Below are 22,912 nucleotides of genomic sequence, written 5' to 3' on the forward strand. Positions count from 1 at the left end.
CTCGCTTGCCTCACGGCCTGCGCTTGAGGATGTAACTGTCCATGATCCAGCCGTGCCGTTCGCGCGCCTCTTGCCGCACCGCGACGATACGCGGGCCGATCTCGGCCAGCGCGCCGGACATGACGATCTGATCGGCCATGCCGAGATAGGCGCCCCACCAGATGTGCAGGCCTTCCGGATCAAGCGACTGGAACGCCGTGCCGCCGTCGAGCATCACCACCACTGTATCGACACCTTGCGGCCAGCCGCCATCGCGCAAGCGACGGCCGGTCGTGACCAGAAATGGCTCGCCGATATCGTTGAGCGGCAGCGCATGCGCCGCGCACAGCGCCTGGATCGAGGTGATGCCGGGAACGACCCTGATGTCAGGCAAGGGATCGAGCCGCCGCGCGATGCGCAGCGAGGAATCATAAAGCGAGGGATCGCCCCAGATCAATAGCGCGACATTGCCCTCGCCTTCGAGATGATCTGCGATCGTCTGCGACCAGGCAGCGGCCACGGCATCGTGCCAATCGTCCACGCCCTTGCGATAGTCCGCTTCAGCGGCGTCGCGGACGGGCAGATCGAACTCGGCAATGCGCGTCGTGTCGCTGGCGAGCACATCGGCGCAGATCGTCCGCCTGAGATCGGCGAGATCGGACTTGGCCGTCCCCTTGCGCGGGATCAGGACGAGATCAGCCGCGTTGATGGCAGTAATCGCGGCGCGCGTGAGCTGCTCGGGATCGCCGCAACCGATGCCTATCAGGGAGAGCGTGAGCATCGTGCCTGCGAAGGGCGGCCATGACGGCCGCCCGTTCGCTTGTCACTTAAGCCGCGTTGTGCAAACGCGGGGTGACGAGGCCGGGCGCGGTGACGCCGCGCAACGACTTCGCCAGCGCCAGCACGCCGAGATCGGCGAGCGGCTCGATCACGATGACCAGCGCATAGGACGCCGCGAAGGTCGCGATGTTGACGAGGTTGGTCGCGCCAAAACCGGCGCCATAGACCGCCCAGAACGCCACCCAGGCGATGACGCCCGCCTGATAGGTCGTCGAAAGCGCCAGCGCCTGGCGATACTTCAGATCGACATAGGCCGTGTTGCGCGCAATGATCCGCGTGGCGATCGCCTGGATCCCGAACAGCGGCACCAGCAGCGTGGTGACGTTCATGCCATATTGCGGCAGGTCGGGCGGCTCGAAGAAGATGCCCTGGAACAGCAGGCCGAACGCGAGGCCGAAGGCCGCAGGCGCAGCGCCAAACAGCAGGAACAAGGTCGAGCCGAGGATGAAGTGCACCTCGGAGACGCCGACGGGGAAGTGCGGCAGGATCTCGAAGAAGATAAACACGAGTCCCGTGGTGGCGAGCGTCCGCGCCGCGAACGACGTGATGCCCTGCTCGCGCACGGTCTCGACCGCGAGCTTCAAGGCAACACCGCCGACGGCGATGCCGGTTGCGTAACTCAGCACGAGCTTGGCGTCCGAGACTAGTCCGGGTTCGATATGCATGGCTCAGATCCTTCTTGCCGTCACACCCGACGGCCTTGGCCTCAAAACGTGCACGGCCGGTCTCCTGGCTCGCGGTTCACTGGGAGTCTCCGGCCTTCCCGGGCCTTGCGGCCCAGTGGCTGATCGAAGTCCCTCACCGCTTACAGTCGCGGGGGCGGCTGGGGTTTTGAGCGCCGCAACTGGGTCCGCCCATCCCCATTCCCGATTATGCTCCGGCGCTTTGCGCCGCGTCGAGCACCATGCCTCTCCTGTGTGCCCCTTTCGCCGGCCGGGCGTCAAGGGGCGAAGGGCGGACGAGGCGGTCATGACGGATAATCCCCCGCCAGCGCGCCGAACAGGATCACGGCCGCCGTCGAGGCCGCCCCGCCCCGCGCAAGTTGCTCGGCAAGTTCCGAAATGGTGGTGCGGACCAACCGCTCATCGGGACGGCCGAGCGATTCGGCAAACACCGCCGGAGTGGTTGGGGAGAGGCCGTGCTCGATCAATTTGACGACAAGCGCCGGGAACGTCCGCCGGCCCATATAGACCACGGTCGTCGCCTCCGGATCGGCCAGCGCCACCCAATTGAGATCTGGCGGCAGCTCGCCGGTGACGTCCGCCCCGGTCACGAACTGCACGCGGCGGGAGGTGTGACGCCGGGTCAGCGGAATGCCGGCTTGCGCGGCGGCGACACAGGCCGAGGTGACGCCGGGAATGATCTCGTAGCCGATGCCGGCTTCGCGCAGCGTCTCGAGCTCCTCCTCGAGCCGGCCAAAGATGCCGGCATCGCCCGACTTCAATCGCACCACGCGCGCGCCTGATGCGGCATAGTCGACCAGCAAGCGGTTGACATGGTGCTGCTTGGTCGAGGCCCGTCCCGCCCGCTTTCCCACCGCGACGAGATTGGCGCCGGGCCGGGCCAGATCGAGGATCTCGCCCGAAGCAAGATCATCATAGAGCACGACGTCGGCCTCGCGCAGCCGCGCGGCACCCTTGAGCGTGAGCAGCTCGGGATCGCCGGGGCCGGCGGAGACGAAGGACACAAAACCGCTCACCGGTCCTCCGCGATCAGATGGAAGAACGTGCCGGTGGCTTGTCCCCGCCGCGAGCCGGTCTCGGCGATGACCGCGCCTGTCGCGTCGTGCACGACCGCGAGCGGCGTGTCGGGCTGCGCGAGGATGGTCGAATAATGGAATTCATGGCCGCGCAGGCGCGCACCGGCCTGATGACCTGGCATCGGCGCGGCGAGCTCGGCCAGACGATAGCCCAGATGCATGCGGCGTTTGGCAAAGCTTGTCTCCAGGCCGAGCAGGCCCGTCATCTCGTGGCGGATGCCCTCGGCGTCGGTCAAAGCGCTGCCCAGCACCATATAGCCTCCGCATTCGCCGTGCACCGGGCGTGTCTCGGCGAAGGCGCGCAATCCGCTGCGGAAGCGCCCATTGGCCGCGATCTTGCCGGCCTGCAGCTCGGGATAGCCGCCCGGCAGCCAACACACGTCGGCGCCCGGATCGGGGCCTTCGTCAGCCAGCGGCGAGAATGTCGAGATCTCCGCGCCCGCCGCTCGCCACGCTTCCAGCATATGCGGATAGACGAAGGAGAACGCGGCGTCACGGGCGAGCGCAATGCGCTGGCCGGGCGGCGTCACGTTGACGCCGCTCGCGGCAGGTTGCGGGGACCAGGTGGCGGCCGAACGCAGCACTGCGTCGAGATCGACATGCTCGGCGACAAAGCGCGCGGCCTCGTCGATCAGCTTGCCGATTTCCGCCTGCTCCTCGGCCTGCACCAGCCCGAGATGCCGCTTCGGCAGGCTGATCTCGGCGTGTCGCGGCAGCGCACCGAACACGGCGATGCCGACATCCAGCAGCGCACGGCGCACGAGGGCTTCGTGGCGTGGACTCGCAACGCGATTGAGCACGACGCCTGCGAGGCGAACACCCGCGCGGTAATCGCGAAGGCCTGCGGCGATCGCCGCCGCCGTCTGTGCCTGTCCCGAGGGATCGATCACCAGCAGCACCGGCCAGTCCAGCATCTCTGCAATGTCGGCGGTCGCTCCGGTGCCGCAGACGCCGCGCGCGGCGACGCCGTCGAACAGACCCATCGAGCCTTCGGCCAGCACGACATCGGCGTCAATGCCGCGGCTGACGAGATGCGAGATTGTCCCGCGATCCATCGCCCAGCTGTCGACGTTGACCGAGGCGCGTCCCGTAGCGGCTGCATGAAACGCGGGATCGATGTAATCGGGGCCGCTCTTGAAGCACTGCACCCGCAATCCGCTGTTGCGCCAGGCGCGGGCGAGCGCCAGCGTCAGCGTCGTCTTGCCGACGCCGGAGGCCGGGGCGGAGATGACGAGCCCTGCTGCCATCACGACACCTCCGGAAAGCGCGGCTCGGCGCCGACCGGCCGGTAGCGGCGGTCGTAATCGGCGGCATAGAGACGGCTCTCGGAGAAATCCGCCGAGCCCAGCGTCTTGCCCACCAGGATCAATGCGGTGCGCTCCATCTCGCTGCCGACAGCAGCGTCGAGTGTTGCGAGCGTGGCGCGGACGATGCGCTGGTCGGGCCAGCTCGCACGCCAGACAATCGCGACCGGGCAATCCGCGCCGTAATGCGGCGCCAGCTCGGCGACGACCTTGTCGAGCAGATGGATCGACAGATGGATGGCGAGCACCGCGCCGGTGGCGGCGAAGGCGGCGAGGTTCTCGCCTTCCGGCATCGCGCTGGCGCGGCCCGGCGTGCGCGTCAAAATCACCGTCTGGGCAAGGCCGGGCAGCGTCAGCTCGGCCTCCAGCGCAGCCGCGGCGGCCGAGAAGGAGGGAACACCAGGCGTCACCGTGTAGGGAATGTCGAGCGTGCGCAGGCGGCGAAGCTGCTCACCCATCGCCGACCAGATCGAGAGATCACCGGAATGCAGCCGCGCAACGTCCTTGCCATCAGCATGTGCGGCGGCGATCTCCGCGACGATCTCCTCGAGCGACAGCGGCGCGGTGTTGACGATCCGCGCACCGGGCGGGCAATGCGCCAGCACGCCTTCGGGCACCAGCGAGCCGGCATAGAGGCAAACCGGACAGACGGCGATCAGGTCGCGGCCGCGCAATGTCAGCAAGTCAGGGGCGCCCGGCCCCGCCCCGATGAAATGCACCGTCATGCGCCGTCTCCCTCCGCGATCGCCGCGGTCGCGGTGCGATCCTGCGAGACCACCCGCGTCGCAATCAATCGCGCGCGAGGTCCAGCCACCGCGAGAGCCGCCGCTTCGGCGACCGATCCCGTCCCGAATTTTTCGGCAACGAGTTTTGATTGGGTCGGCGTGTCGATGCCGGCCAGCATTTCGGCGGCGACCGCCTTGATCGGCACGCCGCATTCGCGCGCGAGCTGCTTCAACACCTCCGCGTCGGCCCTGTCGCTAACCGTTGCCAATGCTGCGAGGCCTTCGGGACCGCCGGCCGCCAGAAGCGCCTCATGCAGCGAGGCCAGCGTGACATCCTTTTTGAATCCGAGCCCGGCGACCTTCATCGGACCGCACTCCATTGCACCACGGGCCGCACCGCCTCCCAGGACCGGTAGCGGCCGAGCGGAGTGGCATGCGCAAGCTCGACCCGGATCAAGTCGCCGCCGTGGCGCTGGTGCAGCTCACCCAGCAGCGCTTCCGTCTCCAGCGTCACTGCATGGGCAACCAATCGCGTTCCGGATGCGAGCCGCGACCAGACGGCTTCGAACATCGCGATGTCGAGCCCGCCGCCGATAAACACGGCGTCAGGCCCGTCCAGCGCAGCAAGGGCTTCAGGCGCCTTTCCCGCGATGACTGTGATCCGATGCGCCAACCCGAACGCCGCTGCGTTGTTGCGAATGTTCGCGGCGCGATCCTCGTGCGCCTCGACGGCGTTCGCCGTCCCGCCGCTCAGCGCCCACTCGACCGAGATCGAACCCGAGCCCGCGCCAATGTCCCACAGCCGTTCACCGGGACGCGGCGCCAGCGCCGAGAGCGCGAGCGCACGGACCGGACGCTTGGTGATCTGACCGTCATGGACGAAGAGTTCGTCCGATAGTCCCGAGCTGCGGGGCAGGCCCTGCGCACCTTTCGCCTCCACCGCCACCGTGACCAGACCTCCGGCAAGATCGCCTGCGAAGCCATCGGCGCGATGCGCGTTGATACTTTCGCGCGGCCCGCCAAGCGCGGTGAGCGTCCAGAATGCCGAGGCACCCCATCCGCGCGCCGTCAGCCATTTCGCGAGATCGCCGGCCGCCTTCGCGTCGCGCACGAGGCAAATGATGCGTGCACCGTGCGCCAGATGTGGCACGAGGCGCTCGAATGGCGCGGCATGGAGACCAAGACAGGCAATCGCTTCAAGGCGCCAGCCTAGTCGCGCGGCGGCGAGCGAGAATGTCGAGGGAGCCGGATGCGCGATCCATTCGTCGCCATGGAGCTTCTCGGCAAGGCTCGCGCCGGCGCCAAACCAGAACGGATCGCCGGAGGCGAGCACCGCAGTCGGACGGCCGCGGCAGCTCAGCACGACATCTGCATCGAATGGCACCGGCCATGGACGGCCGCACCCGGTTACACCGGCCATTGCAAGATGCCGTTCACCGCCAAAGACAGTTTCGGCATCATCGAGCGCCTTTCGGCTTGCCTCGGACAGCCCGGCAAGGCCATCTTCGCCGATGCCGATGATGGTCAGCCAGGGATCAGCCATGACACGCGCCCTCATTCTGGGCGGAACGGCCGACGCGAGCCTGCTCGCGGCGGAGATCGCGCGCGCCGGCATCGCTGCCGTGTATTCCTATGGCGGCCGCACCCGCGCACCCGCCGCTCAGCCGTTGCCGACGCGTATTGGCGGTTTTGGCGGCGTGAGCGGTCTTGTCGATTACATCCGCAGCGAGCACATCACGCATGTGATCGACGCGACGCATCCCTTTGCTGCCGAGATGAGCCGCAATGCGGTCGCGGCATGCGCGGAAACCGGCACGCCGCTGATCGCTCTGGAGCGCGCGCCCTGGACCAAAGCGCCCGGCGACGACTGGATCGACATACCTGATGTCGACGCCGCGGTCGCCGCACTGCCCGAGGCGCCGGCAAATGTGTTCCTCGCCATCGGCCGCCAGCACATCGCCCCGTTCGCGTCCAAGCCGCAGCACGCCTACACGCTGAGATTCGTCGATCCGCCCGAAGCGCACCTGCCCTTCGCCGCGGATGTCATCGTGTCGCGTGGGCCGTTCACGCTCGAGGGCGAGCTGGAGATGCTGCGCGCGCGAGGCATCACCCGGATCGTCGCCCGCAATTCGGGCGGCGACGGCGCGCGCGCCAAGATCGACGCTGCGCGGGTGCTCGGCGTGCCCGTGACCATGATCTCGCGACCGAAGCTGCCGGAACGATTGCGGGTCGAGAGCGTGGCCGCGATCATGCAGTGGCTGGGTCATCGGACCTGCCTCGGCGCATAGACCCAACGGCCGACGCGGCGTGTCTGCGAGTTGCCGACGATCACCAGCGTGCGCATGTCGGCCATCTCCGGCCGGGCTTCGTTCACCCTGACGGTCTCGATCTTTTCATCGGCGGCGCTGATCGCGCGCGCGAAGATCACGAGGCGGTCGCCGCAGCCGGCCTCGTTCAGCACCGCGAGCGCGCGGCCAAACCCCTCCGGCCGGCTCGCCGAGCGCGGATTATACATGGCAATGGCAAAGTCGGCTTCCGCGGCGAGCCGCAGGCGCTTCTCGATCACCGCCCACGGCTTGAGGTTGTCGGAGAGATTGATCGCACAGAAATCATGGCCGAGCGGCGCGCCGGCGCGCGCGGCAGCCGCAAGCATCGCAGTGATGCCGGGCAGCACGCGGATCGGCAGCTCCTGCCATTGCGGCGCCTGTTCGAGCGCCTCGAACACGGCGGAGGCCATCGCGAAGACGCCGGGGTCGCCGGAGGACACGATGACGACTTGCCCGCCTTCGGCCGCCAGCCGCAAGGCCTCGCTCGCGCGCTGTAATTCTTCGCGATTGTCGGAGGGATGCAGCTTGAGTCCCGGTCGCGGCGGCACGCGCGCGACATAGGGCGCGTAGCCCAGAATGTCGGTCGCGGCGGCAAGCGCGGCAGAGACTTCGGGCGTCACCAGCGCGTCGCTGCCCGGTCCGAGCCCCGCGATGGTCAGCATGCCCGTCATTCGGCGGCGTCCGGATGCCGGCCCTTGCCGTGCACGAGCACGATCGCGAAATAGGGGCAGTCGGCGGCGTCGATCTCGGCGAGCCGCACCACGCGCTCGCCCGGCATGGTGCCGCGTTCGACCAGCCAGGCGTCGTCCAGCCGTCCGGCGGACGCGAGCGCGCGGCGCACCTTTGCGAGATTGCGCCCGGTCTTCATGATCACGAGCGCATCGGAATCGCGCATGCGGCGTTCGAGCTCTGCTTCGGCGAGCGTGCCCATGAGCACCGTCGTCACGTCATCACCGAGCGCGATCGGCTGTCCCACGCCATTCCAGCAGCCGACCATGCCGGGAATGCCGGCGATCACCTCGATCTCGACGCGGCCCTGCAGGCGGGTGTGCAGATGCATGAAAGAGCCGTAAAAGTAGGGATCGCCCTCGCAGAGCACGACCACGTCGACTGCGCGCGCCAGCCGCGCCAGACGTTCCGACCATTCGTCGTAGAAGCCGGCAAGCAGCTGGACATATTCAGGCGTGTCGAAGGCGATTTCGGTCGTAACAGGATATTCCATGGGATATTCGGTGACGTCGGTAGCCAACATGCCCTCGACGATGCGGCGCGCCTGGCCGGGCCGACCCTTCTTGCGAAAATAGGCGACATGCCTGGCGCCGCGCACCGTGCGATCGGCGCGCACGCTCATCATATCGGGATCGCCGGGGCCGAGACCGCAGCAGGTGATGCGTCCCATCGCTATTCGCTCCGGCTCGCCAGCGCGTTCACGGCGGCGACCGTGATCGCGGAACCGCCGAGGCGGCCCTCGACCGTCAACGCGGCGACCTTCGGATCGGCCATCAGCGCAGCCTTGGATTCGGCCGCGCCGACAAAGCCGACGGGACAGCCGATGATCGCCGCAGGCCGCGGGCAGTCCCGGTCCTCCAGCATGTTGAGGAGGTGAAACAGCGCGGTCGGCGCGTTGCCGATCGCTACGATCGCGCCGTCGAGATGTGGGCGCCATAGCTCCAGGGCAGCAGCCGAACGAGTGTTGCGCATGGACTGCGCGAGCGCGGGAACGGTCTCGTCGCCCAGCGTGCAGATGACGGCGTTGGCCGCGGGAAGCCGCGCGCGCGTAATTCCTTCGGAGACCATGCGCGCGTCGCACAGGATCGGTGCGCCCTTCTGCAAGGCCGCGCGCGCCGCGACCACCATGCCTGATGTGAAGCGGATATGCGCTTCGAGGCCGACCATGCCGGCGGCATGGATCATCCGCACCACCACCTGCTCCTCGTCCGGCGTGAAGCGCGCAAGATCGGCTTCAGCCCGGATGGTCGCAAAGGATTGCCGGTAGATCGCGGCGCCGTCGGTCTCGTACGAGTGCGGCATCAGTGCCCTCCCATCAGGATAGAGGGATCTCGGACAATGTCGTCGCGGTTCAGCCCACGCAGGATGGGCTCATCGCGTGTCGACCCGGCGCGCACGAGGTCGAAGCCGGCGCCGGTCGCGACCAGAGTGATGGCGGCGGGACCGGAATGGGCGCAGCCCTTGGCACAGCCGGAGACGTGGAGCCGTGCGGCCGCGCCGATGTTCGGGGCCAGGGCCGCGGCAAGGCCACGCGTATCGGCATGCGCCTCGCGACAGCGTGGCGCGCCGCTGCAGGCGATGACGCGCAGTGCGGGATCGTAGGCCTCGGTGATAAGACCGGTCACGTTCGGCATGGCGCGCTTGCCTTCGCTCAAAACCATCCGCCATGGCGTCATGCGCAGCGCATGTCCGCAACCGGCGAACTGGTTGAGCGTCGCATGCGCCATCTGCCCGAAGGCGACCCCGACCATCGCACCTTGCGCATAGAGGCCGGGACGCGCCGTGGCCATGATCGGCGCCGGCTCGGCCTCGCCGCGCAATGCCGCCGGCAAGATTGCACCGGCTGAAAGATGCGCCGCCATCCGCCCTCGCCCCCCTCTGGCGCCGCCTGAGGTCACGAACCAGTCGGCGAATGCGAGCGCGGTGGTCACGGCCTCGCCACGCGCGACGGAGCGGCCAAGTTTGTCGCCATCAGCCCGCACCAGCAGGCCGCCGGAACGATCGCGCTCGATCCGCACGTCGGCGGAATCGCCCGCAAGCACGCGTGAAGTGCCGTCATCGATGGCGAAGCCGAACTTGGTTGGAAGTTCGAGCTTGCTGTCAGCGAGCGCCTCCTCGAGCTCGGCGGCGAGCGATTGGGTCGCGTCCCCCGCACGCCAGAACGGCGTCACAAGGATGTTGCGACGGGATTCGGTCTCAGCATCCGGGTCGAGCAGCGCCAGTTGCGCAAGGCCGTCGAGCAGCAGCCTGTGGCTGGTCTCGTTGACGCCTCTGATCTGGAGATTGGCCCGGCTGGTCACGTCGATCAGGCCGTTGCCATGGCGTTCGGCGAGATGGGCCAGTCCGGAGATCTGGGCAGCTTCGAGCCGGCCGCCGAACGGACGCACGCGGACCACGAGCCCGTCGCCCGATTGCATCGGGCGCAGCGCGCCGGGACACCAGCCCTTGACCACGGAAGCGCTCATGACGCCTCCCGCAGCGCAGCCGCAATCGAATTGCGGCGCGTCCGCCAGAGCGAGGCTTCATGCAGGCGCGCGAAACACGTCTCCATCGCAGCGAGTGCCGCCGGATTTTCGCGAGCCATGAAGGCGCGGACGTCGTCATGGCCGAGCGTCGCATCGTAATAGAGGTCGAACAGATGCGGCGGCACGGCGCCGGCCAGATGCGCGAAGGCGGCCATGTGCTCGATCGTTGCGGTGATCTCGGCCGCCCCGCGAAAACCGTGGCGCATCATGCCCGCGATCCAGGCCGGGTTGGCCGCGCGCGCGCGGACGACACGGGAGATTTCCTCGGTCAGCGTACGCGCGTGCGGCTGCTCGGGGCGCGTCGCGTCGAGATGATAGAGCGATGGCCCTGTCGCGCCGAGATGGGCTGCGGCCGCCGCAATGCCGGCCTCATGCGCGGCATAGTCGGCCGCGAGCAGAAGATCGGTTTCCGGCAAATCCTGCACGTGAACAAAAGCATCGGCGGATGCGAGCCGCTTCTCGATGCCGGCACGATCGAGCCTGATCTCGCCGTCCGCCGAGAACGCCCATGACGATGCCGACAGCCAGGCTTCGCCGGCGGCGTGGCGCGTCTCGGGCGTGAAGTCGTCCGGGATTGCCGAGAGGCCGACGCCGTATTGTCCGGGACGCGGGGCGAACACGCGCGATGTGCGATGGCGATATGGATTTTCGTCGCCCTCGTCCTCGCGGGCCGACAGCGCCTCGGCTGCCGCCTCGAACAATTGCGCGAGGCCTGAGAAGACGTCGCGAAACAGGCCCGAGACGCGCAGCGTGACGTCGATGCGGGGCCGGCCAAGCTCGGCAGGCGCGATGATGTCGTAGCCGGTCACACGGCCGGAAGCATGATCCCAGCGCGGTGCGAGGCCGGCCAGATGCAGCGCCATGGCAAACTCCTCGCCCGCGGTGCGCATCGTCGCCGAGCCCCAGAGATCGACGACAAGGCCCTTCGGCCAGTCGCCATGATCCTGCAGATGACGACGGAGTAATTCTTCCGCGAGCTTGATGCCTTGCGCATGCGCGGACGGCGTCGGCACCGCGCGCGGATCGACGGCAAAGAGATTGCGCCCGGTCGGCAGCACGTCCTGACGGCCGCGATACGGTGAGCCTGACGGCCCCGGCGCGACGCGCCGTCCTGCAAGCGCGGCCCGCAACGCGTCGCGTTCCGCTTCACCGCAGGCGCCGCGGCCGAACACGTGCAGGCCGTCGCCGAACTGGCTTTCCTTGAGATCGCAGACGAAGCGGTCGATCCGCGGGATCGCTTCGGCCGGTGCGGCCGCTGCATCGAGGCCAAGATCGTCTTCGAGGCCAGCCGCGCGTGCCTCGTCGCGGATCGCGGCGATCAGACGCTGGCGGCGGGCGGGATCGAGGCCATCGGCCGTCGAGTACTCGTCGAGGAGCTGTTCGAGCCTGCGCAGCCCGTCCGGCACCGCCGATGCGGCGAGCTGCGGCGGCAGATGGCCGATCGTGACGCCACCCAGGCGCCGCTTGGCCTGCGCGGCTTCGCCGGGATCGTTGACGATGAAGGGATAGATGACGGGCAAATCGCCAATCAGGGCTTCCGGCCAGCACGCCTGCGACAGCGCCACGGATTTTCCGGGCAGCCATTCGAGCGTGCCGTGCGCGCCCATGTGCACGACGGCATCACAGCCCTGCGCTCGGAGCCAGAGATAGAACGCGACATAGGCATGGCGCGGCGTACGGGCGAGATCGTGATACTCGGCATCGCGCCTGGTCGCATCGCCGCGCTCCGGCTGAACCGCGATGATCGACCGGCCGCATGGAATCGCGGCGAAATGGAACGCGCCGTCGCCGCAACCCGGATCGGTCTCCGGCGCGCCCCAGGCTTGCGCGAGATCATCCTGCACGACTTGCGGAAGGCACGAGAGCGCAGCGCGGTAATCGGCAACGCTCCAGCTCAAGGTCTGCTTGAGCAGCGTCTCACCGAGCGCATGGACCGGATCGACATCGAAGCCGGTCTCCGCGAGGTCGGACGCCAAAGCCTCGACCGAGGCCAACGCATCGAGCCCCACCGCATGCGCGATCTGATGCGGGCGGCCCGGATAGTTCGAGAGCACGAGTGCCATCCGCTTTTCGGCGGCCGGCTTCTCCGCAAGGCGCTGCCAGGCCGCAACGCGCGCGGCCACGGCCTTCACGCGCTCCTCGTCGGGCCTGTGTGCCAGATGCGAAAATTGCAAATCGGGATCGCGCATCGCGGCCGATTTGAAGCTCACCACGCCCGCAAACAGGCGGCCATCGACCTCGGGCAGCACCACATGCATCGCGAGGTCGCCGGGCGACAGGCCGCGGAGCGAGCTCGCCCAGTCCTCGCGCCGTGCCGTGGAGAGCGCGACCTGGAACACCGGGCAGGATGCGGCATCGAACGGCATCGTGCCGTCGTCGCCCATCGCCGAGAACGCCGTCGCATTGACGATCGCGGCCGGAGGATTTTGCGCGAGATACGTGCGCAACCAATCCGCAACGCCCGGGGCCTTCAGCGAGGTGACGAACACACCAAGCGCGTCGAACCCCTTCCCGCGCAGCGCCGCGATCAGGGCATCGACCGGGCCAGTGTCCGCGGCGGTGAGATAGGAGCGATAGAAGATCACCAGTGCGTGCGGCTTCCCTTCGCGGGCCTGCGGCATCGCCATGACACCGCGCGCCGGATCGTAAAAGCCCATCTCCGGCACGGTCATCTCGCCGATAATAGGTCCCGCATAGAGGCCCGAAGCCAACGCAAGCTGCGCGATTGCGGCTTGCGACGCGACAGGGCCACCGGTGTCGCAGAGCACCTTGAGCCGCCGCAATGTCGAGACCGGCAGGGTCGAATAGGCATCCAGCCGCGTGTCATCGCGGCCGTCGGCCGGCAGCACGGCCAGCACGATGCCGCGCTGCTTCGCCAATTGCTGCAGGGCCGCGAGCCCATATGACCAATAGGATTCCCCGCCGATCAGACGCACGAGGATGCCGCGCGCCTGCGCAAGCGTGCGCTCGATATAGGTGTCGACCGAGAGCGGATGACGCAGTTCGGCGAGATTGACGAGGCGTAGCGACGGCAGGCTGTCGCGACCACGGCGCCAACCGGCCGCGAACGCCGCTAGATCGGAATCCGAATACGAGAGCACCACGAGATCGGCCGGGTCCTGGCCGATGTCCCTTGGTATCGCGGTCTCCTCGAGACCGCGGCTCTCGCGGAAGACGACGTGCATCAGATACCAGATCCTGAAAGACCAAGTCCCGCCTTGATTGCGGCCTCGTCGATATCGCCGTGCTCGCCGATCACGACGAGCTTTGACTGCCTCGCACCCGCACCCCAGGGCTTGTCGAACTGGTGGCGCACGCGCTCGCCGACCGCTTGCAGCAAGAGGCGCATCGGCTTGCCTTCCATCGCGATGTAACCCTTGACGCGCAGCACATTCTGCTCGCGCGCCAGCCGCTGAACGGATGCAACCAGCGCGTCGATATCGGTGACCTCGGGAAGATCGATCACGACCGACGCAAAATCGTCGTGCTCATGATCCTCCTCGCCGTCGTGATGCGAGGGACGCGCGGCGAGATCGTTCTCGGCGGCAGCACCGAGGCCGAGGATGAGGCGCGCGTCGATCGCGCCGTCGGTGATCGCCAGCATCGGCACGCGGCGCGGCATCTCGGCGGTGATCGCCGCTTTGGCGGCTTCGAGCCCTGCCGCGCCCGCAAGATCCGCCTTGGTCAGCAGCACGATGTCGGCGCAGGCGATCTGGTCCTCGAACACTTCCGACAGCGGCGTCTCATGGTCGAGATTCTCGTCCGCCGCACGCTGCGCCTCGACGGCGTCAGGATCGGGCGCGAAACGGCCGGCGGCGACAGCTTCGGCGTCGGCGAGCGCGATCACGCCGTCGACCGTGATGCGCGAACGGATCTCCGGCCAGTCGAACGCCTTCAGCAACGGCTTGGGCAGCGCCAGACCCGAGGTCTCGATCAGGATATGATCGGGGCGCACCGGTCGCGACAGCAGCTTCTCCATGGTTGGAATGAAATCGTCGGCGACGGTGCAGCAGATACAGCCATTGGCGAGCTCGATGATGTTCTCTTCCGGGCAATTCGCATCGGCGCAGGATTTCAGAATCTCGCCATCGACGCCCTCGCTGCCGAACTCGTTGACGAGCACCGCGAGCTTCTTGCCGTTGGCATTGGCAAGCAGATGCTGGATCAGCGTGGTCTTGCCGGAGCCGAGAAAGCCCGTGACGACCGTGACCGGGACTTTTGCGAGCGAATTCATTCGGCGGCCTCCGGCACGACGGCCAAGGTGGGAATGGGGGGAATGCGGGCAAGCGATTGCTTGCGGAAGATCTCCGGGCGGCTGCGCCAGGGCACGAGGCCGTCGGGCGCGGCCGCATAGGCCGCGGCGCCCGCGACCACGTCGCTCGCATTCGCATCCGACAGACGGCCATAAACATAGGACCAGCGGCCGGGCGCGCTGAGCGCGACCGAGCAACCCTGGTTGCACGCAGACAGGCATTCGACGGGAACCACGCTGACGCCGTCGGGCACGCCGGCCTCGAGGATCGCACCATGGAGGCGCTTACCCGGCGTCGTCTCGCCCTCGCCAAGCGTCTGGCCGGCGCGGCAGGTGATGCAGACATGAAGTGTGACGGTCATCGCTTCTTCCAGAATAAACAGCGGGAAGCGATGAGGCCCACGAACCGTTCTTGCGAAGGCCCGTTTCCCCGTCGCGGAACACCCCGTCCGCCGGTCCAAAATCGTCCGCGCTGGCAGGTCTCCCGGCTTGCGGAGCAGGGTTTCCCCTTCGATCCCCGCCTTCCCGATCCCCAGGGGATCAGTGGCTTCGGGCATCTCTCCGGTCACGGTCGCGGGGGCGGCTGCATTTTGGAACCAAATCTTGCCGATTCGGCCCCTATCGCATTCCCTCTTCGCCTGTCGTAGGACAGGAACCAACGCCGGGCCACCATTTGCCCCCGACCGCCTCTTGTCAAGCCGAAGGACCCCGTCCGATGACGTCAGAACCGGATACCCAGACGGCCGACGAAACCGACGCCCGTCACGCCTCGAAAATGGCGAAGAAGAAGGTCGCCCGCGACAAGATCATGGCGACCAAGAGCGCCGAAAAGGGCCTCATCATCGTCCACACCGGCGCCGGCAAGGGCAAGTCGTCCTCGGCCTTCGGCATGATCGTCCGCTGCGTCGCCCATGGCTTCCCCTGCGCGGTCGTGCAGTTCATCAAGGGCGCCTGGGACACCGGCGAGCGCCGCATGCTCACCGGCCATTTCGGCGACCTCTGCCAGTTCCACGCCATGGGCGAAGGCTTTACCTGGGAGACGCAGGACCGCGCCCGCGACATCGCCGCTGCGCGTGCCGGCTGGGAGAAGGCCAAGGAGCTGATCCTCGACCAGAATCTCCGCATGGTCGTGCTCGACGAGATCAACATCGCGCTGCGCTACGATTATCTCGACATCGCCGAAGTTGTCGATTTCCTGGTGACCTCGAAGCCACCGATGACGCATGTCGTGCTCACCGGGCGCAACGCCAAGGACGAGCTGATCGAGATCGCCGATCTCGTCACCGAGATGACGCTGATCAAGCATCCCTTCCGCTCCGGCATCAAGGCGCAAGCCGGCGTCGAGTTCTAAGAAACTCGCGATGGCGCGCGCATTGATGATCCAGGGGGCCGGCTCGGACGTGGGCAAGTCGCTCATCGTCGCCGGTCTCGCGCGCGCGTTTGTTCGACGCGGCCTGCGCGTGCTCCCGTTCAAGCCGCAGAACATGTCGAACAATGCTGCCGTCACCGTCGACGGCGGCGAGATCGGCCGCGCCCAGGCGCTCCAGGCGCTCGCCGCCGGCGTCGAGCCGCACACCGACATGAACCCGGTGCTGCTCAAGCCCGAGACCGATGTCGGCGCGCAGGTGATCGTGCAGGGAAAACGCATCGCGACCGCGCGTGCGCGTGAATATGCGGCGATGAAGCCGTCATTGATGGGCGCCGTGCTGGAGAGCTTCGAGCGGCTGAAGGCGCGCGCCGATCTCGTGCTGGTGGAAGGCGCCGGCAGCCCGGCCGAGGTGAACCTGCGCAAGGCCGACATCGCCAATATGGGTTTTGCGCGCAAGGCTGGCGTGCCGGTCGTGCTGGTCGGCGATATCGACCGCGGCGGTGTCATCGCGCAACTCGTCGGCATCAAGGCGGTGATCGACCCGGATGATGCCGCGATGATCCAGGGTTTTGTCATCAACAAGTTCCGCGGCGATCCCACGCTGTTCGACGACGGCTATAAGCTGATTGAAGAAAAGACCGCATGGCGCGGCTTTGGCGTGCTGCCCTGGTTCGCGCGCGCCGGCGAGCTGCCGGCTGAGGATGCGCTGGGCCTGAGCGATGCGCGCAAGCCGGGCCAATGCAAGATCGCCTGTCTCGCGCTGTCGCGGATCGCCAATTTCGACGATCTCGATCCGCTCAAGCTCGAGCCTGGCGTCGATCTCGTGATGGTGCGGCCGGGCGAGGCAATTCCCGGCGACGTCAGGCTCGTCATCATTCCCGGTTCGAAATCTACGCGCGGCGACCTCGCCTTTCTGCGCGCGCAGGGCTGGGACATCGATCTCCTGGCGCACTACCGCAGAGGCGGCCATGTGCTCGGCCTCTGCGGCGGCTATCAGATGCTCGGACGTAGCGTCGCTGATCCCGAGGGGATCGAGGGCCCCGCCGGCGATACACCGGGTCTCGGACTTCTGGATGTCGAGACGGTGATGAGCCCGCAGAAGACATTGACGCTTGTCGCGGCCGTGCATGCCGCGACGGACCAGCCGATCGAGGCTTATGAAATCCACATCGGCCGCACTGATGGGCCGGATCGCGCGCGGCCATTCGCAAGGCTGAACGGGGAACCAGAAGGCGCGATCTCGCGCGACGGACGCGTGCAAGGCAGCTATCTGCACGGCCTGTTCACGTCGGATGATTTCCGCAAGGCGTTTTTGGCGAAGCTCGACATTCCCGCCGGCGCCGAGCCCTATCACGCCAGGGTCGAGAGCGCGCTCGATGCGCTCGCCGATCACATCGAGCAACATCTCGACGTCGACGGCCTGCTCGCGCTAGCGCGCTAGAGCCTCGGCAAGGCGCGTCCATTCGGAGTCGCCGCCCGGAAGCCCGAGGCGCAGCCATGTCGGCTCCCGCGCGAACACGCGAGACCAGATATGGCGACGCGCCAGCTTCTCCTGCGCGGCAAGCGCGTCAGGCGTCTCGTAGAGACGAAACAGCTGCGTGCCGCCAACGAGCGTCCAGGCTTGCGACCGCACCATGCCGTCGAGGCGAACGCAGTCTCGCGCCAGCCGCGCGGACGTGGCCTCGGCCCAGGCATCGTCATGCAGAGCGCGGCAACCGATCGCGATCGCCGGTCCCGAGACCGGCCAAGGCCCCGACATCGATGCGAGCCTGGCGATGTCGGAGGAATTGCCGAGCGCGAAGCCGAGCCGCAGGCCGGCAAGGCCGTAAAACTTTCCAAAGGAGCGCAAAATCAGCAGCCCCGGCCGGTCCTCGGATGCAAGCGAAAGCTGCGGTGCCACATCGGCAAAACTCTCGTCGACGACGAGACGGCCGACGCGCGGCAGCAGTGACAGCAAATCCCTTGGTGTGTGGCATCGGCCGTCGGGATTGTTGGGATTGACGACAATGGCGAGGTCCGCGCCCGCCAGTGCGTCGAGCTCCCCGACCTCCTGGACCTCCCAGCCCGCAGCCGAGAGGACCCCGGCATATTCGTTGTAGGTCGGCGCGAGGATGCGCGCGCGGCCGGGCGGCGCGAGTTGCGGCAGCAGTTGAATCGCGGCCTGTGCGCCGCCGAGCGCGACAACCGCCGCGCTCGTGCGGTAAGCGTGCCGCGCCGCCTGATGCAGCGCCTCGATTTCGCCGCGCGAGGGCAACGCGCTCCACGCGCGCGAGCTCACCTCGCCCACGGGATAAGGCAGGCGGTTGATCCCGGTCGACAGATCGATCCAGTCCTCCGCGCGACCGCCGAACCGCTGCTGGGCCTGATCGAGATTTCCACCGTGCTCGCGCATGCGCTGTTCTTTCACGCGAAGGCCAGGATCGCAAGGAGGCCGGCGAGCAGCAGCATGGCGCGGCGGTAGACCGTCAATCCCCGATCGATGTCGGCGGCAAGCGGATCGCGCGCACCTTCATTCAGCCATGGCTCGTTCGTGGTGCTGCCGTGATAGATCCGCGGACCGCTGAGCCGCACACCAAGCGCACCCGCCATCGCTGCTTCCGGCCAGCCGGCATTGGGCGAACGGTGACGGCGTGCATCCCGCGTCATGCAGGACAGCGCCTCTGATCGCCGTGGCGCCAACAGCACGAACAGAAATCCGGTCAGCCGCGCCGGAACGAAATTGGCGACGTCGTCGATGCGCGCCGCGGCCCAGCCGAAAGCTTCGTGGCGTTCGGAGCGATGGCCGATCATGGAGTCCAGCGTGTTGATCGCTTTGTAACCCAAAATGCCGGGAAGACCGAACAGCGCGCCCCAGAACACGGGTGCGACGATCCCGTCGGACGCATTCTCGGCGAGGCTCTCGATCGCCGCGCGCGCGATGCCGGCCTCGTCGAGCGTCAGGGGATCGCGGCCGACGATGCGCGAGACCGCGTCGCGCGCGGCGGCGATGTCACCGGCCCGCATGGGATTTGCGACGGCAGCAACGTGGTCGAGCAACGAGCGCAGCGCGACCAGCGGCCAGGCGAGGACGCCGACCAGCACGACCTGGATCTCCAAGGGAAGCAGGGACTGAAGCGCCCAGCCGAGCGCAACGGCGAGCCCGATCACCGCGAGCGTTCCGGCAAGACCGGCGGCGCGGCGAAACGCCGGCGGATCAGACGATCGATTCCAGGCGGTGTCGATGGCAGAGATCAGCCGGCCCAGCCAGGTGACGGGATGGCCGATCCGCGCGAACAACCACGACGGCCAGCCCAACAGGGCATCCACCGCCATCGCCACCGCCATCGCACCCGCAAAACCCACACCCGTCTCCTGTCCTGCCCCTGTTGCGCAAAGGGTGGCCGGAGCGCAAGCCCCTGATTGGCGGATTTCGGCTTTGTTTTTGGCCGCGTTTGGTGATTAGTGCTGGGCTACAGGAGACCTTTATGGCCGTCATCTTGATCACGGGCGGAGCGCGATCGGGCAAGAGCAAGCGTGCGGAAATGCGCACGCGCGCCTTTCCTGGGCAGCCGGTCTATGTCGCGACGGCCGAGGCTCTCGATGCCGAAATGGAGGCGCGCATTGCCGGGCATCGCGCGCGCCGCGGAACAGACTGGATCGAACGCGAAGTGCCGCTCGATCTCGTTCCCGCGCTGGTCGCAAGCGACGGCGGCGGCGCGCGGCTCGTCGATTGCCTGACGCTGTGGCTCTCTAACCTCATGCATACGGAGCGCGACTGGGAACGCGAGATCAAGGAGCTTGCCGGTGCCCTGCCCCGGCTGAAAAGCCCCGTCGTTCTCGTGACCAACGAAGTCGGCCTCGGCATCGTCCCCGACAATGCCCTGGCGCGGAGCTTCCGCGACGCCGCCGGGTTCATGAACCAGGCCATCGCGGCCGTTGCCGACGAGGCCGAGTTCGTCGTCGCCGGCCTGCCGATGAAATTAAAATGATGCCGCGCGCCGAATTCTTTCAGGACGTCATCGCCGATTTCAGGATCGCGGCATCGTTCGTGACGATCCTCCCCGTGGCATCGTCGAAGCCCGCAGCTGACGGCGCCGTCGCGCGCGCGACCTGGGCGCTGCCCGTGGCGGGACTGCTGGTCGGCCTTGCCGGCGCCCTGGTCTACAAGGTCGCGAGCCGGTTCGGTCTGACACCGAACCTTGCCGCCCTGCTCGCGCTGGCCGCGACCGCCCTTATCACCGGCGCGCTGCACGAGGACGGCCTTGCCGACACGGCCGACGGGCTCGGCGGCGGCCGCACGCGCGAGCGCAAGCTCGAGATCATGCGCGACAGCCGGATCGGCACCTATGGCGCCTGCGCGCTGATCCTGTCGTTCGGCCTGCGCTGGAGCGCGCTCGCGGCGATCGCCAATCCGTGGGCGGTCGCGCTCGCGCTGTGCGCTGCGCATACTGCGGCCCGCGCGGGCTTGCCGGCCTTCATGTCGCAGGTCGCACCTGCACGACCTGACGGCTTGTCGGCGAGCGCCGGATCACCGCCGGGCCGCAGCGTTGCGATCGCATTCGCTGTTGGAATCCTCACGCTCACGCTCGCGCTTGGGCCCGGCAAGGCGCTAGTGAGCCTGATCCTGCTCTCCCTCGCCGGCTTGATGCTGGCGCGACTTGCCATCCGCCAGATTGGCGGGCAGACCGGCGACATCCTCGGCGCGTTCGAGCAGACCGGCGAGATTTTGATCCTCCTGGTTGCCGCAGCTTTCCAGATCGGAGGGTGACGCGATGGTCGAATTCGACGACGCCTTCCGCCAGCACTTGCGCGAGCTGTTCGTGTGGCGCCGCGACGTGCGCCGCTTTCGCGCCGATCAGTTGCCTGACGGCGCCATCGATCGCCTGATCGAGACGGCCTGTCTCTCGCCCTCGGTCGGACTCAGCCAGCCCTGGCGCTTCGTCATCGTCGACGACGTCGCGCGGCGTCGCGCCGTGGTCGACGATTTCAAAGCGTGCAACGCCGACGCGCTGAATGCCTATGCCGGTGAACGTGCAGCGCGCTATGCCACGCTGAAACTATCGGGTCTCGAACAGGCCCCGGGGCACCTCGCCGTGTTCGCCGACAAGGCCAGCGACATCGGTCACGGCCTCGGCCGCGCGACGATGCCGGAGACGACGGAATATTCCGTGGTCGCGGCGATCACCGCGATGTGGCTCGCCGCGCGCGCCGAGGGCATCGGGCTTGGCTGGGTATCGATCCTCCATCCGGATCGCATCCACGCCATTCTTGACGTGCCGGACACCTGGAAATTCATCGCCTATCTCTGCATCGGTTATCCGGAAGTCGAATGCGACCGGCCCGAGCTGGAACAGGCGAAGTGGGAGCAGCGGCGCGGCGCGGAAGAATTCACACTGCGGCGTTAAGCGCGTGCCCCATACGCCCTACGACTTGCTCCTGCCGGCCACGGCCGCAACCGGCGCGGGGCTTTCCTGCTTCTGGAACATCAACAACGGCCGGAGAACGACGCGGCCATAGGCCTCGTAGTGGTGCTGGGTCGAGACCGCCATCTTCAGCGGCGTCGCGTAATTCGCCTCGAACGTCATGAACGAGGCGTAGGTCCAGGAGAAGCCGACGCCGACCGAGCCCAGTTCGGTGATTCCCGGAAACGTCGAGTACACCGCCCCCCAGTCGGTGAAGATGTAAGTGTCGAAACCCCGGAGCCATTGCGACCAGTTGTAGTGCAGCTCGGCGTTGAAATAATAGCCGCTGTCGCCGGACGCCGAGTTGGAGGGATAACCGCGCACGGTGGTGGGACCACCGATCGAGAAGATCTGGTCGCCCGGCAGCAGCTTTTCCTGTGTGTACTGCCAGCTCGCCAGCACGTTGGTGCTGAAATTTGCAGGCCCCGCGGCGCTGGTCGCGAACATGGAGCCGGTATAGGTGTTGAACGCGCGGTTGTTGCCGAGCACGTGGTCTTGCCATGCGATGTAGTTCACCGCAGGCGAAACCGTGATCGAATAGGTATTGCCGGAATTGGTCACCGAGAGGCCGGCCGTGGCCTTGTCGTAATGGTCCTGGGTCACGGCCACCGTTGCGAAGCGGCTGACCGTCTTGCCCTCGGTCTCCGCGGCGTTGAGCAGCACCAGCCAGTTCTGGGTCACCCAGACCGGCTGGCTGAAATTGACCGCGGCCTGGCTCGAGCGTCCGGTGACGTCGAGCGCGACGAACGGTCCCTGAATGATCTTGATCTTGCCTTCGGTATAGCTGACACCGGCGCGGCCGCCCCAGGGATTGACCGGGATGCTGTAGGCGACGTTGCCGTTGAGATTGCCGTCGGAACGGACGCCGTAGAAGGTCAGGCGGTCGTCGACGCCGAACAGGCCGTGGCGCTTGTAGAAGGCCCCACCCTCCCAACGCCCGGTATTCTCCGCGCCCTGGTTGTCGGTGAAGAGCTGCAAGGTGTCGACCGGCGGCTCGATCACGGCGAACTGGAGATCGGTCAGGCCGAAGCTGGTGCCGGGCTGCAGCAGAGCCTTGATCTGCACGTCGTTGGTCCGGTTGAACCAGATCACGTCGCGATTGAGTTTCGGAACGTCGAGGACCTCGCCTTCGGGCTCCTTCACGCGCTGAAGGATGTACTCGGTGCGGGTCTGCTTGTTGCCCTCGATGGTCGTCTTCTGCAGCCGGCCTTCGGTCAGCTTGATGCGGACGATGCCGCCATTGGCATCCTGCTCGGGCAGCGTCGCAATGCCCGTGACGATGCCGCGCTCGGTATAGAGGGCGTTGATGTCGGCGACCAGCTGCAGCAGCGAGGCGATGTCGACGTTCTTGCCGACGTACTTCTTCGCGATCTCGTCGAGCTCGGCCGGCGTAATGAACTTGGAGGCGTCGAACTCGACCTTGTGCAGGCGGAATTTCGGCCCGCCCGGCTTCAGGAGCTGGGACTTCTCCCGCTCGCCGCCAATCACCGCCGGCCCGTTGAGCTTGGGCGGCGCGCTCTGCTGTTCGAGCTGCCGGCGTTGCCGGTCGACGTCGTTCTGGATCACGCCGGGATTGATCGACGGAATCTGCGCCCGCGCGGGGGCGATGCACGACGCTGCCAGCCCAAGCCCTAACGCTGCCCCCAGAATCCGCATCCCTGG

Annotated in this window: 23 protein-coding genes and 2 riboswitches; of the genes, 6 read left to right on the top strand and 17 right to left on the bottom strand. The window is 67.3% G+C overall.

Going from position 1 to position 22,912, the window contains the following annotated elements; all coding sequences use genetic code 11:
• Positions 1-10: 10 nt before the first annotated feature.
• The 7 genes from cobF to cbiE all read right to left on the bottom strand — a co-directional run bounded on the left by cobF (position 11) and on the right by cbiE (position 6,150).
• Positions 11-760 carry a precorrin-6A synthase (deacetylating) gene (gene cobF, locus AC0L3K_RS07500; protein ID WP_219681046.1) on the bottom strand — a complete coding sequence of 250 codons (750 nt, stop codon included), beginning with the start codon at positions 758-760 and terminating at the stop codon, positions 11-13.
• A gap of 46 nt (positions 761-806) precedes the next feature.
• Positions 807-1,484: an energy-coupling factor ABC transporter permease gene (locus AC0L3K_RS07505; RefSeq protein ID WP_007593143.1), complete on the bottom strand. Its 678-nt coding sequence runs from the start codon at positions 1,482-1,484 to the stop codon at positions 807-809.
• 37 nt (positions 1,485-1,521) lie between these two features.
• Positions 1,522-1,741, bottom strand: a riboswitch (cobalamin riboswitch).
• A gap of 45 nt (positions 1,742-1,786) precedes the next feature.
• Entirely contained in the window at positions 1,787-2,518 is a 732-nt protein-coding gene (cobA, locus tag AC0L3K_RS07510) for a uroporphyrinogen-III C-methyltransferase (protein ID WP_473365706.1), read from the bottom strand.
• Positions 2,515-3,825, bottom strand: a complete 1,311-nt coding sequence (locus AC0L3K_RS07515; RefSeq protein WP_473365707.1) for a cobyrinate a,c-diamide synthase — start codon at positions 3,823-3,825, stop codon at positions 2,515-2,517. The genes cobA and AC0L3K_RS07515 overlap by 4 nt, the downstream gene beginning before the upstream one ends.
• Positions 3,825-4,607 carry a precorrin-4 C(11)-methyltransferase gene (cobM, locus tag AC0L3K_RS07520; protein ID WP_473365708.1) on the bottom strand — a complete coding sequence of 261 codons (783 nt, stop codon included), beginning with the start codon at positions 4,605-4,607 and terminating at the stop codon, positions 3,825-3,827. The genes AC0L3K_RS07515 and cobM overlap by 1 nt, the downstream gene beginning before the upstream one ends.
• Positions 4,604-4,972, bottom strand: coding sequence for a cobalamin biosynthesis protein (locus AC0L3K_RS07525; RefSeq protein ID WP_007593152.1), 369 nt, complete (start codon positions 4,970-4,972; stop codon positions 4,604-4,606). Before AC0L3K_RS07525 ends, cobM begins: the two co-directional genes overlap by 4 nt.
• Positions 4,969-6,150, bottom strand: coding sequence for a precorrin-6y C5,15-methyltransferase (decarboxylating) subunit CbiE (gene cbiE, locus AC0L3K_RS07530; protein ID WP_473365709.1), 1,182 nt, complete (start codon positions 6,148-6,150; stop codon positions 4,969-4,971). Before cbiE ends, AC0L3K_RS07525 begins: the two co-directional genes overlap by 4 nt.
• Between cbiE and AC0L3K_RS07535 the strand changes: the two genes are divergently transcribed.
• Entirely contained in the window at positions 6,149-6,895 is a 747-nt protein-coding gene (locus AC0L3K_RS07535) for a cobalt-precorrin-6A reductase (protein WP_473365710.1), read from the top strand. The genes cbiE and AC0L3K_RS07535 overlap by 2 nt on opposite strands.
• Here AC0L3K_RS07535 and cobJ read toward each other — a convergent pair.
• The 7 genes from cobJ to AC0L3K_RS07570 are packed head-to-tail and all read right to left on the bottom strand — an operon-like array spanning position 6,871 to position 14,802.
• Positions 6,871-7,605: a precorrin-3B C(17)-methyltransferase gene (gene cobJ, locus AC0L3K_RS07540; protein ID WP_473365711.1), complete on the bottom strand. Its 735-nt coding sequence runs from the start codon at positions 7,603-7,605 to the stop codon at positions 6,871-6,873. The two genes, AC0L3K_RS07535 and cobJ, sit on opposite strands and share 25 nt — an antisense overlap.
• Positions 7,602-8,333, bottom strand: coding sequence for a precorrin-2 C(20)-methyltransferase (locus AC0L3K_RS07545; RefSeq protein WP_473365712.1), 732 nt, complete (start codon positions 8,331-8,333; stop codon positions 7,602-7,604). Before AC0L3K_RS07545 ends, cobJ begins: the two co-directional genes overlap by 4 nt.
• A gap of 2 nt (positions 8,334-8,335) precedes the next feature.
• Positions 8,336-8,965: a precorrin-8X methylmutase gene (locus AC0L3K_RS07550; protein ID WP_473365713.1), complete on the bottom strand. Its 630-nt coding sequence runs from the start codon at positions 8,963-8,965 to the stop codon at positions 8,336-8,338.
• Entirely contained in the window at positions 8,965-10,128 is a 1,164-nt protein-coding gene (gene cobG / locus AC0L3K_RS07555; RefSeq protein ID WP_473365714.1) for a precorrin-3B synthase, read from the bottom strand. The genes AC0L3K_RS07550 and cobG overlap by 1 nt, the downstream gene beginning before the upstream one ends.
• Positions 10,125-13,373, bottom strand: coding sequence for a cobaltochelatase subunit CobN (gene cobN / locus AC0L3K_RS07560; protein ID WP_473365715.1), 3,249 nt, complete (start codon positions 13,371-13,373; stop codon positions 10,125-10,127). Before cobN ends, cobG begins: the two co-directional genes overlap by 4 nt.
• Positions 13,373-14,422, bottom strand: coding sequence for a cobalamin biosynthesis protein CobW (gene cobW, locus AC0L3K_RS07565; RefSeq protein WP_219681027.1), 1,050 nt, complete (start codon positions 14,420-14,422; stop codon positions 13,373-13,375). Before cobW ends, cobN begins: the two co-directional genes overlap by 1 nt.
• A complete protein-coding gene (locus AC0L3K_RS07570; RefSeq protein WP_354127539.1) occupies positions 14,419-14,802 on the bottom strand; it encodes a DUF1636 domain-containing protein in 384 nt (127 codons plus the stop codon). Before AC0L3K_RS07570 ends, cobW begins: the two co-directional genes overlap by 4 nt.
• Before the next feature lie 95 nt (positions 14,803-14,897).
• A riboswitch (cobalamin riboswitch) is annotated at positions 14,898-15,115 on the bottom strand.
• A 40-nt stretch (positions 15,116-15,155) separates the two neighbouring features.
• Between AC0L3K_RS07570 and cobO the strand changes: the two genes are divergently transcribed.
• Positions 15,156-15,791, top strand: a complete 636-nt coding sequence (cobO, locus tag AC0L3K_RS07575; protein ID WP_473365716.1) for a cob(I)yrinic acid a,c-diamide adenosyltransferase — start codon at positions 15,156-15,158, stop codon at positions 15,789-15,791.
• A gap of 10 nt (positions 15,792-15,801) precedes the next feature.
• Entirely contained in the window at positions 15,802-17,250 is a 1,449-nt protein-coding gene (locus tag AC0L3K_RS07580) for a cobyric acid synthase (protein ID WP_473365717.1), read from the top strand.
• Here the strand turns inward: AC0L3K_RS07580 and cobD are convergent.
• Both cobD and cbiB read right to left on the bottom strand, forming a co-directional pair.
• Positions 17,239-18,201, bottom strand: coding sequence for a threonine-phosphate decarboxylase CobD (cobD, locus tag AC0L3K_RS07585; RefSeq protein ID WP_473365718.1), 963 nt, complete (start codon positions 18,199-18,201; stop codon positions 17,239-17,241). The two genes, AC0L3K_RS07580 and cobD, sit on opposite strands and share 12 nt — an antisense overlap.
• A gap of 11 nt (positions 18,202-18,212) precedes the next feature.
• The gene (cbiB, locus tag AC0L3K_RS07590) at positions 18,213-19,151 is read right to left on the bottom strand and encodes an adenosylcobinamide-phosphate synthase CbiB (protein ID WP_473365719.1); all 939 of its coding nucleotides are present in this window, start codon (positions 19,149-19,151) and stop codon (positions 18,213-18,215) included.
• Between the two features lie 122 nt (positions 19,152-19,273).
• Between cbiB and cobU the strand changes: the two genes are divergently transcribed.
• Genes cobU through bluB form a run of 3 tightly spaced genes read left to right on the top strand, consistent with a single transcriptional unit; the run spans position 19,274 to position 21,193 of the window.
• Positions 19,274-19,777 carry a bifunctional adenosylcobinamide kinase/adenosylcobinamide-phosphate guanylyltransferase gene (gene cobU / locus AC0L3K_RS07595; protein ID WP_473253393.1) on the top strand — a complete coding sequence of 168 codons (504 nt, stop codon included), beginning with the start codon at positions 19,274-19,276 and terminating at the stop codon, positions 19,775-19,777.
• Positions 19,774-20,556, top strand: coding sequence for an adenosylcobinamide-GDP ribazoletransferase (gene cobS / locus AC0L3K_RS07600; protein WP_473365720.1), 783 nt, complete (start codon positions 19,774-19,776; stop codon positions 20,554-20,556). Before cobU ends, cobS begins: the two co-directional genes overlap by 4 nt.
• A gap of 4 nt (positions 20,557-20,560) precedes the next feature.
• Positions 20,561-21,193: a 5,6-dimethylbenzimidazole synthase gene (gene bluB / locus AC0L3K_RS07605; protein ID WP_219681022.1), complete on the top strand. Its 633-nt coding sequence runs from the start codon at positions 20,561-20,563 to the stop codon at positions 21,191-21,193.
• Positions 21,194-21,211: 18 nt separating this feature from the next.
• Here the strand turns inward: bluB and AC0L3K_RS07610 are convergent, their stop codons facing one another.
• Positions 21,212-22,906, bottom strand: a complete 1,695-nt coding sequence (locus AC0L3K_RS07610) for a ShlB/FhaC/HecB family hemolysin secretion/activation protein (RefSeq protein ID WP_473365721.1) — start codon at positions 22,904-22,906, stop codon at positions 21,212-21,214.
• Positions 22,907-22,912: the final 6 nt, after the last annotated feature.

The sequence above is a fragment of the Bradyrhizobium sp. MI1.10 genome (assembly GCF_055811035.1).